This window comes from Streptomyces sp. 1114.5 (assembly GCF_003635085.1).
Taxonomy (GTDB): domain Bacteria; phylum Actinomycetota; class Actinomycetes; order Streptomycetales; family Streptomycetaceae; genus Kitasatospora.
On record NZ_RBXE01000001.1, the window covers coordinates 266,397 to 279,857 of the forward strand.

Genomic DNA, 13,461 nt, shown 5'->3' on the forward strand with positions numbered 1-13,461 from the left:
GCGCTCCGGCTCGGGACTGCCCGTGGGCTGGTGCGCGCCGGTCTCAGTTCTCTTGGGCCGCGGCGAGCTTGGCCGCCGCGTCCTTGTCGACGCAGGACTGGATCACCGCGTTCAGGTCGCCGTCCAGGACCTGGTCCAGGTTGTACGCCTTGAAGCCCGTGCGGTGGTCCGAGATGCGGTTCTCGGGGTAGTTGTACGTCCGGATCCGCTCGGAGCGGTCCACCGTGCGGACCTGGCTGCGGCGCGCGTCCGAGGCCTCGCGCTCGGCCTCCTCCTGCGCGGCGGCCAGCAGCCGCGAACGCAGGATGCGCATCGCCTGCTCCTTGTTCTGCAGCTGGCTCTTCTCGTTCTGGCAGGACGCCACGATACCGGTCGGCAGGTGGGTGATCCGGACCGCGGAGTCGGTGGTGTTGACCGACTGGCCGCCGGGGCCGGAGGAGCGGTAGACGTCGATCCGCAGGTCGTTGGCCAGGATCTCGACCTCGACCTCCTCCGCCTCGGGGGTGACCAGCACGCCCGCCGCGGAGGTGTGGATGCGGCCCTGGGACTCGGTGGCGGGGACGCGCTGCACGCGGTGCACGCCGCCCTCGTACTTCAGCCGGGCCCAGACGCCCTGGCCGGGCTCGGCGTTGCCCTTGGTCTTGACCGCGACCGAGACGTCCTTGTAGCCGCCGAGGTCGGACTCGTTGGAGTCGATCAGCTCGGTCTTCCAGCCGATCCGCTCCGCGAAGCGCAGGTACATCCGGAGCAGGTCGCCGGCGAACAGCGCGGACTCCTCGCCGCCCTCACCCGCCTTGATCTCCAGGATGACGTCCTTGTCGTCGCTCGGGTCGCGCGGGACCAGCAGCAGCCGCAGCTGCTCGGTGAGCTCGTCCCGGCGCGCCTCGGAGTCCTTCACCTCGGCGAGGAACTCCGGGTCCTCGGCGGCGAGTTCGCGCGCGGCCTCGATGTCCTCGCCGGCCTGCCGCCACTGCCGGTAGACCCGGGTGATCGGGGTCAGCTCGGCGTAGCGCTTGGCCAGCTTGCGGGCGTTGTTCTGGTCGGCGTGGACGGACGGGTCGGCCAGCCTCGTTTCGAGGTCGGCGTGCTCGACGAGGAGCTCTTCGACTGCCTCGAACATGGGGTGGCCTTCTTCCCGGGGGCTCGGATCGTGCGGAGGAGGGGACGTACGGGGCTGGGAGGCGTACGGCGCGGGACCGTGCGGGGGGACGCGAACGGCGCCGGCCCCCGAGCGCCCCCGACAACGAGTACGGGGGCACCGGGAACCGGCGCCGAGTGAGCGCTAGGCCTTCGCGCTGTGCTGCTTGCCGAAGCGGGCCTCGAAGCGGGCCACGCGGCCACCGGTGTCGAGGATCTTCTGCTTGCCGGTGTAGAACGGGTGGCACTGCGAGCAGACCTCGGCGCGGATCTCGCCGCTGGTCTCGGTGGACCGGGTGGTGAACTCGGCGCCGCAGGTGCAGGTCACGCGGGTGACCACGTACTCGGGGTGAACGTTGGGCTTCAAGGGGTTCTCCTAGGTTTCGGGAGGGCACCGGGTCGGCGGCTGGAGTGCCGCACGTGAACCGGGACCGACGTACCAGTCTGCCAGGACCGGCCGCATCTTCCCAAACCGGGTCCCGTTCCGGGATATTCCGGGCCCGCTCAGCGCACGGCGCCGGCGCTCGGGGTGGCCTTGGGAGTGGCCTTCGGGGTGGGCTTGCTCGCGGTCTTCCCGGAAGTCGCCGCGGAGGTCGCCCCGGAGGCCCCCGGCGCGGCCGCAGGGGAGGCCGTGGGGGCGGCCTGGGCGGGATTCTCCGGCTGCGCCGAGACGACCGTCTGCGGGAAGGCCTGGTCGGCCTTGAGCGCGGCCCAGACCTGGTCGGCCTGCGGCTGCTGCGCGACGACCCGGTTCGGGTCGCTGGGGGCCGTCTCCACGGGCAGGGTGACCATGCTCAGCTGGTCCGGCCCGATCCCCCTGAGCTCCTGGACGAGCCCCACCAGCGCGTTCACCGAGCCGAGCGCGGAGTCGGTGGTGACGCTCTTGGTCATGGTGTCGCCGATCGACCACAGCTCGACCGGGTCGGTGAGCAGTCCCGCCCCGCCGGCCTGCTGGAGCAGCGACTTCACCATCTGCTTCTGCAGCTCGATCCGGCCCAGGTCGCTGCCGTCGCCGACGCCGTGCCGGGTGCGGACGAAGGCCAGCGCCTGCTGCCCGTCCAGGTGGTGCTGCCCGGCCGGCAGGTCGAGCCCGCTGTCCTTGTCGTGGATGGCCACCGTGGTGGTCACGGTGGCCCCGCCTATCGCGTCCACGACCCGGGCGAAGCCGGCGAAGTCGATCTGCAGGTAGTGGTCCATCCGCAGCCCGGTGAGCTGTTCGGTGGTCTTGACCGCGCAGGCCGCGCCGCCGCTCTCGAAGGCGCTGTTGTACATCGCGCGCTTGGCACCGGGCACGGTCTTGCCGCTCGCGTCGGTGCAGTCGGGGCGGGTGACCAGGGTGTCGCGCGGTATCGAGACGATCTGCGCGCGCGAGTGGTCCTGGTTGACGTGCACCACCATCGCGGTGTCCGAGCGGGCGGTGTCGCCGGTGTTCCCGCCGGCCAGGTCGCCGTTCTCGCCGTTCCGCGAGTCGGAGCCCAGCACCAGGAGGTTGAAGGACCCGTCGGTGGCGGCCGGCGGCCGGGCGTCGCCGAGGCGGTTGTCGATGTCGACGCTCTTGATGTTGCCGTTGAGCCTGACGTACGCGTAGACGGCTGCGCCGGCGCCGAGGACGACGAGCGCGACGAACGCGCAGGCGGCCGTCCACAGGACCCTGCGGCGGCGACTCGGAACCCTCTTGTGCTCGGCCATACGGTCCAGAGTAAATCGGACAAGATGATCCAAACGCCCGCAAGATGTCCCGACTCTGGAACAAAGCCGCCCGGACGCACGGAACCCCGGACCGCTCGCGCGATCCGGGGTTCCGTGCTTCGACAGCCGTCCGGCTACGGTCAGTCGCCGGAGCCGGGGGTGGTCTTGGCGATCTGCATCAGGAACTCGGCGTTGCTCTTGGTCTGCTTCATCTTGTCCAGCAGCAGCTCGATCGCCTGCTGCGAGTCGAGCGCGTGCAGCACCCGGCGCAGCTTCCAGACGATGGCCAACTCCTCGCTGCCGAGCAGGATCTCCTCCTTGCGGGTGCTGGAGGCGTCCACGTCGACGGCCGGGAAGATGCGCTTGTCCGAGAGCTTCCGGTCGAGCTTGAGCTCCATGTTGCCGGTGCCCTTGAACTCCTCGAAGATCACCTCGTCCATGCGCGAGCCGGTCTCGACCAGCGCGGTGGCCAGGATGGTCAGCGAGCCGCCGTTCTCGATGTTGCGCGCGGCACCGAAGAACTTCTTCGGCGGGTACAGCGCGGTCGAGTCGACACCACCGGACAGGATGCGGCCGGAGGCCGGCGCCGCCAGGTTGTAGGCGCGGCCCAGGCGGGTGATCGAGTCCAGCAGGATGACCACGTCGTGGCCCAGCTCCACCAGGCGCTTGGCGCGCTCGATGGCCAGCTCGGCGACGGTGGTGTGGTCCTCGGCCGGGCGGTCGAAGGTCGAGGAGATGACCTCGCCCTTCACCGACCGCTGCATGTCGGTGACCTCTTCCGGACGCTCGTCGACCAGGACGACCATCAGGTGGCACTCGGGGTTGTTGTGGGTGATCGCGTTGGCGACCGCCTGCAGCACCATCGTCTTGCCGGTCTTCGGCGGCGCGACGATCAGACCGCGCTGGCCCTTGCCGATCGGCGACACCAGGTCGATGATCCGGGTGGTCAGCACGCCCGGGTCGGTCTCCAGGCGCAGCCGCTCCTGCGGGTAGAGCGGGGTGAGCTTGTTGAACTCGGGGCGGCCGCGGCCGCTCTCCGGGTCCATGCCGTTGACGGAGTCCAGCCGCACCATGGCGTTGAACTTCTCGCGGCGCTCGCCCTCGCGCGGCTGGCGCACCGCACCGGTGATGGCGTCACCCTTGCGCAGGCCGTTCTTGCGGACCTGGGCGAGCGAGACGTAGACGTCGTTCTGGCCCGGCAGGTAGCCGGAGGTGCGCACGAACGCGTAGTTGTCGAGGATGTCGAGGATGCCCGCGACCGGGATCAGGACGTCGTCCTCGCCGATCTGCGGCTCGGCGGCACCGGGCGCGGCCTCGAAACCGTCACGGCCGCGACGGCCCCGGCGGTCGCGGTAGCGGCCGCGACGGCCCCGACGGCCCTCGCCGAACTCGTCGTCGTCGTAGCCGCCCTGCTGCGCCTGCGGCTGCTGGGCCTGCGGGGCCTGGCGGCCCTGCTGGTCGCCCTGGCCGCCCTGCTGCTGGCCCTGCTGGGTCTGGCGCTCGGTGCGCTCGCGACGGTTGCGGCGGTCACGGCGCGACTCGCGGCTCTCGCCGTCCTGGCCCTCGCCGCCCTCCGGGCGCTCGGTGCGCTCGGTGCGCTCGCCGCCGTCGCGGCGCTCGCGACGGTCACGGCGGTCGCGGCGCGACTCGCGGCCGTCCTCGCGGCCCTCGAAGCCGCGGGTCTCGGCCGGGCGGGCCTCGGCCTGCTTCGGCTCGGCGACGGTCACGGTGGCGGCCTCGGCCACGGCCTCGGCGGCGGCCGGGGCGGTGGGGGCGCCGGCCGCCGAGGTGGCCCGGCGGCGGGTGCGCTCGGCACGGGCGGGCGCGGCGGTCTCGGCGGCGGCCTGGACCGGGATCTCGATCTGGGCCTGCGGCTCGGCGGCGGCCGGGGCCTGCGCGGCAGCGGCGGCGGCCTTGGTGCGGCGGGCCGGCTTCTCGGCCGGGGCCTCGGCGTCCGCCTTGGCGGCGGTGCGCTTGGCGGCCGGGGCGCCACCGGCGGCGAGCAGCGGGTCCCCGCCGCTCTTCTCCTTGATGGTCTCGATCAGCTGGCTCTTGCGCATGCGTCCGGTACCGGTGATGCCAAGGTCCGCGGCGAGCTTCTGCAGCTCGGCCAGGACCATGCCGTCCAGGCCCGCGGCGGCGCTGCGGCGGCGCCGCGCCGGGGCAGCGGGGGCGGCGGCTGCGTCCGACGCTTCGGCGTCCGGGCGCGCGCCCATCAGATCGGTGGAGTCGCTCACTAAGGGTCCTTCCCTGGAGCGGACGTCGGCCTGTCTGGCTCGGCGACCGGTTGTGCTGTCCTGACCAACGCTCGACTGCGTCGGCCCGAGGCGGTGATCCCTCGAATGGCGGGAGCCCGTCGAGGGAGAGCTGCGAGGTGCGGTGCTTGACGCACGGTGGTGCTGAGTTGGCGCGTGGGCCGGTCGTGTGTCGACCTCCCCTGAGGGCGTAACCCCCACGCTGCCTGCGAATCCCGGGCCCCCGTCGCGTGACGGTGGCCCGCGCTCCGCCCGTCCTGGCCTCAAGGTGGGAGGCCGCGGGTGGGAGTCAGGTGCCGTCACGGCTTCGGGATGCGGCCGCATGTCGCGCAGGCAGGCTGCGTACGCGCTGCGGTGGGCTCCCGGAGAATCGTCGCCCCGTGCATCGCCGGGACTCCACGACAGTGAAGTGCTGGGATCGGGACGCGGCGCACCGAGCCCCGGAGGGCACCTGGTGCAGCAATGAGATTAACACTACCGACCCCCTGAGACATTCCCCAGCCTTGTGCTTGCCAATCGTGTCCGGCGGGCCCGGGTCGGCGTGGTGCCGGCGCCGGGCCCGGACGGGCGGCCCGTACGGGCTGGTCAGGCGTCCAGCGGGAGCACGACGGCCCCGGTGCGGTCGACGTCCAGCCGGTGCGCGGCGAACGCCGGGTCGCCGCCGTGGCCGTGGTGCCCGGCGAAGGAGAGCACCTTGTCGGCGCCCGCCTCGTCGGTGAGGGCCAGGACGGTCGGGCCGGCCCCGGAGATGACCGCGGGGATGCCCTCCGCACGCAGCGCGCCGACCAAGCCGGCGCTCTCCGGCATCGCGGCGGCGCGGTAGTCCTGGTGCAGGCGGTCCTCGGTGGCGGCGAAGAGCAGTTCGGGCCGCCGGGTCAGCGCCTCGACCAGCAGCGCGGAGCGGCCGGCGTTGACGGCGGCGTCGGCCAGCGGGACGGTCTTGGGCAGCAGGCCGCGGGCGGTCTCGGTGAGCACCTCGCCGGCCGGGACGAACACCACCGGGACGACCTGCTCGGAGGGCTCCAGGGCGACCGCCTTGGCCGACTCCTCGTCGGTCCACGCGATGGTGAAGTTGCCGCGCAGGCAGGCCGCGACGTTGTCCGGGTGGCCCTCCAGCTCGGAGGCGAGGGCCAGCAGTGCGTCGTCGTCCAGCGCCGACGGGCCGCCGATGGTGACCGCGCGGGCGGCCACGATGCCGGCGCAGATGGCGGCGGAGGAGGAGCCGAGGCCGCGGCCGTGCGGTATCCGGTTGGCGCAGACCACTTCGAGGCCGCGGGGCTGGCCGCCGAGCCGGTCGAAGGCGGCGCGCATCGAGCGGACCAGCAGGTGGCGCTCGTCACGCGGCAGCGTCTCGGCGCCCTCGCCGGCGATGTCGACGGTCAGGCCCGCGTCGGCGACCCGGACGACCACGTCGTCGTACAGACCGAGCGCCAGGCCGAAGGCGTCGAAACCGGGGCCGAGGTTGGCGCTGGTCGCGGGAACCCGCACGCGGACGGCGGCGGCACGGAACGCAGGACCGGCCATGCGGTGGACTCTCCTGGGGAAATCGGGCGGCGCGGAGCGCGTCGTCGGTGCGAGGGTGGGGGAAAGGGCCGCAGGCCCCGTCGGGGGCGGGCTGCCACGATCGTCGGCGCGGCCCGGATGGTCCCGGGCCCGGGGCATGTGCCACACGGCCGGAGCCAGAGTATCGAAGAGAGGTTCCCGAGCGGTACACCCCGCGGGCCTTCGATCTGGTGTGTTGCCGGTTCTGGCCGGAATGCACACCCCGCTCTGTCAAAGGACGGGGTGAAAGCGGATCGGAATGCACAGCGGAATTGACACAAAAGTGTCACCGGAGAACTTCGACGGGCCGACCCCCGAAAGGGTCGGCCCGTCGGTGCGTCAGGCCCCGTCGTCAGTCGAGCAGTCCGAGGCTGCGGGCCGCCGCCTGGGGGTCGATCGGGACGATCTGCGGCTGCGGCGCACCGGCCACCGCCCAGTCCGGGTCCTTGAGGCCGTTGCCGGTCACGGTGCAGACGATCCGCTGGCCCGGGTCGACCAGTCCGGCCTCCGCCTTGGCCAGCAGACCGGCCACCGAGGCGGCCGAGGCGGGCTCCACGAAGACGCCCTCCTGTGAGGCCAACAGCCGGTAGGCGGCGAGGATCTGACGGTCCGTCACCTTGTCGATGAGGCCGCCTGACTCGTCCCGCGCGGCGAGCGCGAAGTCCCAGGAGGCCGGGTTGCCGATCCGGATCGCGGTGGCGATGGTCTGCGGCTTGAGCACCGGGGCGCCGTCCACGATCGGGGCCGAACCGGACGCCTGGAAGCCCCACATCCGCGGGGTACGGGTGGCGAGGCCGTCCGCGGCATACTCGCGGTAGCCCTTCCAGTACGCGGTGATGTTGCCCGCGTTGCCCACCGGCAGGACGTGGATGTCCGGGGCGTCGCCGAGCATGTCGACGATCTCGAAGGCGGCGGTCTTCTGGCCCTCGATGCGCACCGGGTTCACCGAGTTGACCAGGGCCACCGGGTACTTCTCGGACAGTTCACGCGCAAGGGTGAGGCAGTCGTCGAAGTTCCCGTCGACCTGCAGGATCCGGGCGCCGTGCACCAGCGCCTGGCCCATCTTGCCGAGGGCGATCTTGCCCTGCGGGACGAGCACCGCGGAGACCATCCCGGCCCGCACCGCGTACGCCGCGGCGGAGGCCGAAGTGTTGCCGGTGGACGCGCAGATGACCGCCTGGGCGCCCTCCTCCTTGGCCTTGGAAATGGCCATCGTCATCCCGCGGTCCTTGAAGGAACCGGTCGGGTTGGCGCCCTCGACCTTGAGGTAGACCTCGCAGCCGGTGCGCTCGGAGAGCACCTGGGCGGGGACCAGCGGCGTGCCGCCCTCCAGCAGGGTGACCACCGGGGTGGCCGCGGTGACCGGCAGGCGGTCCCGGTACTCCTCGATCAGGCCGCGCCACTGGTGGGTGTGCGCGCCTCGGACGACGTTCTCGGCAACGGCGTTCATGGCAGTTCCTTATTCCCCTTCGACCCGCATGATGCTGGCCACGTCCCGCACGCTGTCCAGCGCGCGGAGCTTGTCGACCGTCGCCGACAGCGCGGCGTCGGTGGCACGGTGGGTGACCACGACGAGCGAGGCGTCGCCGTCGCGGCCCTGCTGGCGCACGGTGTCGATGGAGACGCCGTGCTCGGCGAAGACGGACGCGACCTGGGCGAGCACACCTGCGCGGTCGTCCACGTCGAGGCTGACGTGGTAGCGGGTGACCACCTCGTCCATCGGCTTGGCGGGCAGCTGCGTGTAGACCGAGTCGCCGGGGCCGGTGGCGCCGGCCAGTTTGTTGCGGCAGACCGCGACCAGGTCGCCGAGCACCGCGGAGGCGGTCGGCGAGCCGCCCGCGCCCGGGCCGTAGAACATCAGCCGGCCGGCCGCCTCGGCCTCGACGAACACCGCGTTGTACGCCTCGCGGACGGAGGCCAGCGGGTGCGAGAGCGGGATCATCGCCGGGTGGACCCGCGCGGTGACGGACTCGCCGTCGGCCGCCCGCTCGCAGATCGCGAGCAGCTTGACCACGCAGCCCATCTCCTTGGCGGAGGCGATGTCGGCCGCCGTCACCTCGGTGATGCCCTCGCGGTAGACGTCCGCCGCGGTCACCTCGGTGTGGAAGGCGATGCCGGCCAGGATCGCGGCCTTGGCGGCGGCGTCGAAGCCCTCGACGTCGGCCGTCGGGTCGGCCTCGGCGTAGCCCAGCGCGGTGGCCTCCTCCAGCGCCTCCGAGTAGCCGGCGCCGGTGGTGTCCATCTTGTCGAGGATGAAGTTGGTGGTGCCGTTGACGATGCCCAGCACCCGGTTGACCTTGTCGCCGGCCAGCGACTCGCGCAGCGGGCGCAGCAGCGGGATGGCGCCCGCCACCGCGGCCTCGTAGTACAGGTCCACCCCGGCCTCGGCGGCCGCCGCGTGCAGCTCGGTGCCGTCCTTGGCGAGCAGCGCCTTGTTGGCGCTGACCACCGAGGCGCCCTGCTTGAAGGCCGACAGGAGCAGGGACTTGGACGGCTCGATGCCGCCCACGACCTCGACCACCACGTCGATGTCGCCCCGGGTGACCAGGGCCTCGGCGTCGGTGGTGATCAGGTGCTCGGGCACGCCCGGGCGCACCCGCCCGGCCCGGCGTACCGCGATCCCGGCCAGCTCCACCGGGGCACCGATGCGCGCGGCGAGGTCGTCGGCCGTCGTCGTCATGATGCGCGCCACCTCGGAGCCCACCACACCACAGCCCAGCAACGCCACCTTCAGCGGGCGCGTACGCATCATCCGACTCCGCTCTGCATTCATCGTGATTCGTTGTTTCCGGCGGGTTTTTCCGGGTCCGCCGGGAACTTCGGTCCGTACCAGTCTCCGGGACTTTCCGTACGGATCTCCGGTCGTTCCATGATCTGAGACAAGAATTTCGTCATCCGATATCGAGACGCAGGAGATCCTCCTCCGTCTCGCGCCGGACGATCACCCGCGCGGCACCGTCCTTGACGGCGACCACCGGGGGCTTGAGGGCGTGGTTGTAGTTGCTCGCCATCGAGCGGCAGTAGGCGCCGGTGGCAGGCACCGCGACCAGGTCGCCGGGGGCCAGGTCGGCCGGCAGGAAGGCGTCCCGGACGACGATGTCGCCGGACTCGCAGTGCTTGCCGACCACCCTGACCAGCATCGGCTCGGCCTCGCTGGTGCGCGACACCAGGGCCACCGAGTACTCGGCGTCGTACAGCGCGGTGCGGATGTTGTCGGACATCCCGCCGTCCACGCTGACGTAGGTGCGCAGACCCTCCAGCGGCTTGACGGTGCCGACCTCGTACAGGGTGAACGCCGTCGGGCCGACGATCGCCCGGCCCGGCTCCACGCTCAGCCGGGGGGCGTTCAGGTTCGCGGCGGCGCACTCGCGGCGGACGATGTCGGCCAGCGCGGCCGAGATCTCGGCCGGCTCGCGCGGGTCGTCCTCGCTGGTGTACGCGATGCCGAGGCCGCCGCCGAGGTCGATCTCGGGCAGCTCGACGCCGTACTCGTCCCGAATCTGCGCCAGCAGGCCGACCACCCGGCGGGCGGCCACCTCGAAGCCGGCGGTGTCGAAGATCTGCGAGCCGATGTGCGAGTGGATGCCGCGCAGCTCCAGGCTGCCGTGGCCGAGCACCCGGCGCACCGCCTCGGCGGCCGCGCCGCCGGTCAGCGACAGGCCGAACTTCTGGTCCTCGTGCGCGGTGGCGATGAACTCGTGGGTGTGCGCCTCGACGCCGACGGTGATCCGGATCAGCACCTGCTGGCGGACGCCCTGACGGGCGGCGATCGCCGCCAGGCGCTCGATCTCCTCGTACGAGTCGACCACGATGCGCCCGACGCCGGTCTTCACGGCGTGCTCCAGCTCGTCCACCGACTTGTTGTTGCCGTGCAGCGCGATCCGCTCCGGCGGCATCCCGGCGGCCAGCGCCACCGCCAACTCGCCGGTGCTGCACACGTCGAGGTTCAGGCCCTCCTCGTGCAGCCAGCGCACGACCGCCTTGGAGAGGAACGCCTTGCCGGCGTAGTAGACGTCCGCCTCGGTGCCGAAGGCGTCCCGCCAGGCGCGCGCCCGGGCCCGGAAGTCCTCCTCGTCCAGCAGGTACGCCGGGGTGCCGAACTCGGCCGCCAGGCGCTTGACGTCGATCCCGCCGACGGTGGCCACACCCTCGGCGTCGCGGGTGACGGTACGGGACCAGACCTTGGGGTCGAGCGCGTTCAGGTCGGCGGGCGGGGCCTGGTAGTGGCCCTCGGGCAGGACGTCCCCGTGCCGGGGACCTGCGGGGTGTGCGGAACGACTCATGTCCGGTTCGTCCTTCGAGACCTATGGCGAGGGGCGGCGACGGTCACCGTTGACCGTCAGCCGCCCCCTGCTGGTGCGCTTGGGGGTGGTACCTACATCCGCTCGGGCGCCGTCACGCCCAGGAGCGTCAGGCCGTTGGCCATGACCGTGCGCGTGGCCTCGACCAGCCACAGCCGGGCACGGTGCGTGTCCGTCATCTCCTCGTCGCCCTTGGGCAGGAACATGCAGTTCTCGTACAGGCGGTGGTACTTGCCCGCGAGGTCCTCCAGGTAGCGCGCGACCCGGTGCGGCTCGCGCAGCTCGCCGGCCGTGGCCAGGATGCGCGGGAACTCGCCGAGGGCGCCGAGGATGTCGTTCTCCCACTCGGTGGCGAGCAGCTCGGGTTTGAACTGCTCGGCCGTGCCCTTGTCCACGCCCAGCTCGGCGGCCTTGCGCGCCACGCCGCACATCCGGGTGTGCGCGTACTGCACGTAGAACACCGGGTTCTCGTTGCTCTGGCTGGTCAGCAGGTTGATGTCCAGCGTGATCGTCGAGTCCGTGGAGGAGCGCGCCAGGGTGTAGCGGGCCGCGTCCACGCCGATCCACTCGACCACGTCGTCGATCGTGATGATGTTGCCGGCCCGCTTGGACATGCGGACCTCTTCGCCGTCGCGAAGCATCTTCACGAACTGGCCGATCTTGACCTCGATGTTGTGGTCCAGGTCGTCGCCCGCGCAGGCCGCGATGGCCTTGAGGCGGTTGACGTAGCCGTGGTGGTCGGCGCCCAGCATGTACAGCGCGACCTCGGCGCCGCGGTCCCGCTTGGACAGGTAGTACGCGGCGTCGGCGGCGAAGTAGGTCTTGTCGCCGTCGGCCTTGATCAGGACGCGGTCCTTGTCGTCGCCGAAGTCGGTGGTGCGCAGGAAGACCGCGCCGTCGTCCTCGAAGACGTGGCCCTGCTCGCGCAGCCGGTCGATGGCGTTCTCGACCGCGCCGGAGTCGTGCAGCGACTTCTCCGAGAACCACACGTCGAAGTGGGTGCCGAACTCGTCCATCGAGCGCTGGATCTCGCCGACCATGAGCTTGAGGCCCTCGGTGCGGAAGACCTGCAGCTGCTCCTCCTCGGGCAGGTCGAGCACGCCCGGGACCGCGTCGGTGAGCGCCTTGGCGATGTCGACGATGTACTCGCCGACGTAGCCGCCCTCGGGCACCTCGCGGCCGTTCGCGGCGGCCTGCAGCGAGGCGGCGAACTTGGTGATCTGCACGCCGGCGTCGTTGAGGTAGTACTCGGTGGTGACGTCGGCGCCGGAGGCCCGCAGCACGCGCGCCAGCGAGTCGCCGACGGCCGCCCAGCGGACGCCGCCGATGTGGATCGGGCCGGTCGGGTTGGCGGAGACGAACTCCAGGTTGATCTTCAGGCCCTTGAGCGCCTCGTTGCGGCCGTAGGCCTCGCCCGCCTCGACGATGGTGCGCGCCAGCGCGCCGGCAGTGGCGGTGTCCAGGGTGATGTTCAGGAAGCCCGGGCCGGCGATGTCGACCTTGGCGACACCGGTGATCCCTCGCAGGCGCTCCGTCAGGACCTCGGCAACGGCTCGCGGCGGCTTGCCGGCCGCCTTGGCGAGCTGGAGGGCCACGTTGGTCGCGTAGTCGCCGTGGTCCCTGTTCTTGGGCCGCTCGACCGTCACGTGCTCGGGCACGGCGACGGCCAGCTCGCCCGCCTCGACGGCGGAGCTCACTGCGGCCTGGATTGCCTGGGAAAGGTCTGCGGGGGTCACGACGCCAAGCGTAGGCGAGACGGGGTGCCCGCCCGCCACCCGGTTTACCGGTTGAGACGCCCGCGGGGGCCGCCACGCCGTGCTCGGCGGGGGTCTCAGCCGCGATCGGACCGGTCTGTTCGCTCAGGGCGAAATCCCGCGGACGGTCCGCCGAGCAGCATCAGCCGGCGGACCAGGGCCACCAGGTCCGCCGGATCGAAGGGCTTGCCGAGGTAGCCGTCCACCCCCACGGTGTCCCCCAGGTCGAGGTCGGCCGGGGTGCAGGCACTCACGATCGCGATCGGCAGCCGGCTGGTGTCCGGGGTCGCGCGCAGCCGGGCCGCCGTCCGCAGGCCGTCCAGCCGCGGCATCACCACGTCCAGCGTCACCACGTCGGGCTTCACCCGGCGGATGACCTCCAGGCACTCGGCGCCGTCGGCGGCGGTCACCACCTCGAAGCCTTCGAGCTCCAGGTTGACCCTGATCAGCTGGCGGATCACCTCGCTGTCGTCCACCACGAGGACCCGCCCGGACACTCCCGACACCTCACCGAGGGTATCCGCGGCCCCGCCACCCCGTCCGGCCTTTGGGCACTTCCGCTCCCCCGCCCGACACGGCGCCCCGACGCCCCTGCGCGAAACCCGTGCACGGACCATGGCCGAAGCCTGATAGTGTTCTCACGTCGGAAGCGCGAGCGACCGACAGGCCGACAGGCCCCCGTAGCTCAGGGGATAGAGCACCGCCCTCCGGAGGCGGGTGCGTAGGTTCGAATCCTACCGGGGGCACTCACGCAGTGATTGCGAGAGTGTAACCAGGGCCCAG

The 13,461-nt window shown here is 71.9% G+C and carries 10 protein-coding genes and 1 tRNA gene; 1 reads left to right on the forward strand and 10 read right to left on the reverse strand.

What is annotated here, in order from left to right:
* Positions 1 to 43: 43 nt before the first annotated feature.
* The 10 genes from prfA to BX285_RS01165 form a co-directional block, all read right to left on the reverse strand.
* A complete protein-coding gene (prfA, locus tag BX285_RS01120) occupies positions 44 to 1,120 on the reverse strand; it encodes a peptide chain release factor 1 (RefSeq protein ID WP_097236240.1) in 1,077 nt (358 codons plus the stop codon).
* Positions 1,121 to 1,282: 162 nt separating this feature from the next.
* Positions 1,283 to 1,504 (reverse strand): 50S ribosomal protein L31, encoded by a 222-nt coding sequence (rpmE, locus tag BX285_RS01125; protein ID WP_030057539.1) that lies wholly within the window; start codon positions 1,502 to 1,504, stop codon positions 1,283 to 1,285.
* Positions 1,505 to 1,641: 137 nt separating this feature from the next.
* Positions 1,642 to 2,826: an LCP family protein gene (locus BX285_RS01130; protein ID WP_121174235.1), complete on the reverse strand. Its 1,185-nt coding sequence runs from the start codon at positions 2,824 to 2,826 to the stop codon at positions 1,642 to 1,644.
* Positions 2,827 to 2,966: 140 nt separating this feature from the next.
* On the reverse strand, positions 2,967 to 5,063 hold the full coding sequence (rho, locus tag BX285_RS01135) for a transcription termination factor Rho (RefSeq protein ID WP_121174236.1): 2,097 nt from the start codon (positions 5,061 to 5,063) through the stop codon (positions 2,967 to 2,969).
* Between the two features lie 603 nt (positions 5,064 to 5,666).
* Positions 5,667 to 6,605, reverse strand: a complete 939-nt coding sequence (gene thrB / locus BX285_RS01140) for a homoserine kinase (RefSeq protein WP_097236243.1) — start codon at positions 6,603 to 6,605, stop codon at positions 5,667 to 5,669.
* A gap of 370 nt (positions 6,606 to 6,975) precedes the next feature.
* Complete coding sequence (thrC, locus tag BX285_RS01145; protein ID WP_097236244.1) at positions 6,976 to 8,073, reverse strand: threonine synthase; 1,098 nt, start codon at positions 8,071 to 8,073, stop codon at positions 6,976 to 6,978.
* Positions 8,074 to 8,082: 9 nt separating this feature from the next.
* Positions 8,083 to 9,375 carry a homoserine dehydrogenase gene (locus tag BX285_RS01150; protein WP_097236245.1) on the reverse strand — a complete coding sequence of 431 codons (1,293 nt, stop codon included), beginning with the start codon at positions 9,373 to 9,375 and terminating at the stop codon, positions 8,083 to 8,085.
* Between the two features lie 139 nt (positions 9,376 to 9,514).
* A complete protein-coding gene (lysA, locus tag BX285_RS01155; protein WP_097236246.1) occupies positions 9,515 to 10,906 on the reverse strand; it encodes a diaminopimelate decarboxylase in 1,392 nt (463 codons plus the stop codon).
* A gap of 92 nt (positions 10,907 to 10,998) precedes the next feature.
* Positions 10,999 to 12,660 carry an arginine--tRNA ligase gene (gene argS / locus BX285_RS01160; RefSeq protein WP_097236247.1) on the reverse strand — a complete coding sequence of 554 codons (1,662 nt, stop codon included), beginning with the start codon at positions 12,658 to 12,660 and terminating at the stop codon, positions 10,999 to 11,001.
* A gap of 95 nt (positions 12,661 to 12,755) precedes the next feature.
* Entirely contained in the window at positions 12,756 to 13,175 is a 420-nt protein-coding gene (locus tag BX285_RS01165) for a response regulator (RefSeq protein WP_097236248.1), read from the reverse strand.
* 177 nt (positions 13,176 to 13,352) lie between these two features.
* Between BX285_RS01165 and BX285_RS01170 the strand changes: the two genes are divergently transcribed.
* A tRNA-Arg gene (locus tag BX285_RS01170) sits at positions 13,353 to 13,424 on the forward strand.
* Positions 13,425 to 13,461: the final 37 nt, after the last annotated feature.

Coding starts and splice junctions, on each gene's coding strand:
- prfA (WP_097236240.1), bottom strand. CDS start 1,120: ATGTTCGAGGCAGTCGAAGAGCTCCTCGTCGAGCACGCCGACCTCGAA.
- BX285_RS01130 (WP_121174235.1), bottom strand. CDS start 2,826: ATGGCCGAGCACAAGAGGGTTCCGAGTCGCCGCCGCAGGGTCCTGTGG.
- thrB (WP_097236243.1), bottom strand. CDS start 6,605: ATGGCCGGTCCTGCGTTCCGTGCCGCCGCCGTCCGCGTGCGGGTTCCC.
- thrC (WP_097236244.1), bottom strand. CDS start 8,073: ATGAACGCCGTTGCCGAGAACGTCGTCCGAGGCGCGCACACCCACCAG.
- BX285_RS01150 (WP_097236245.1), bottom strand. CDS start 9,375: ATGATGCGTACGCGCCCGCTGAAGGTGGCGTTGCTGGGCTGTGGTGTG.
- lysA (WP_097236246.1), bottom strand. CDS start 10,906: ATGAGTCGTTCCGCACACCCCGCAGGTCCCCGGCACGGGGACGTCCTG.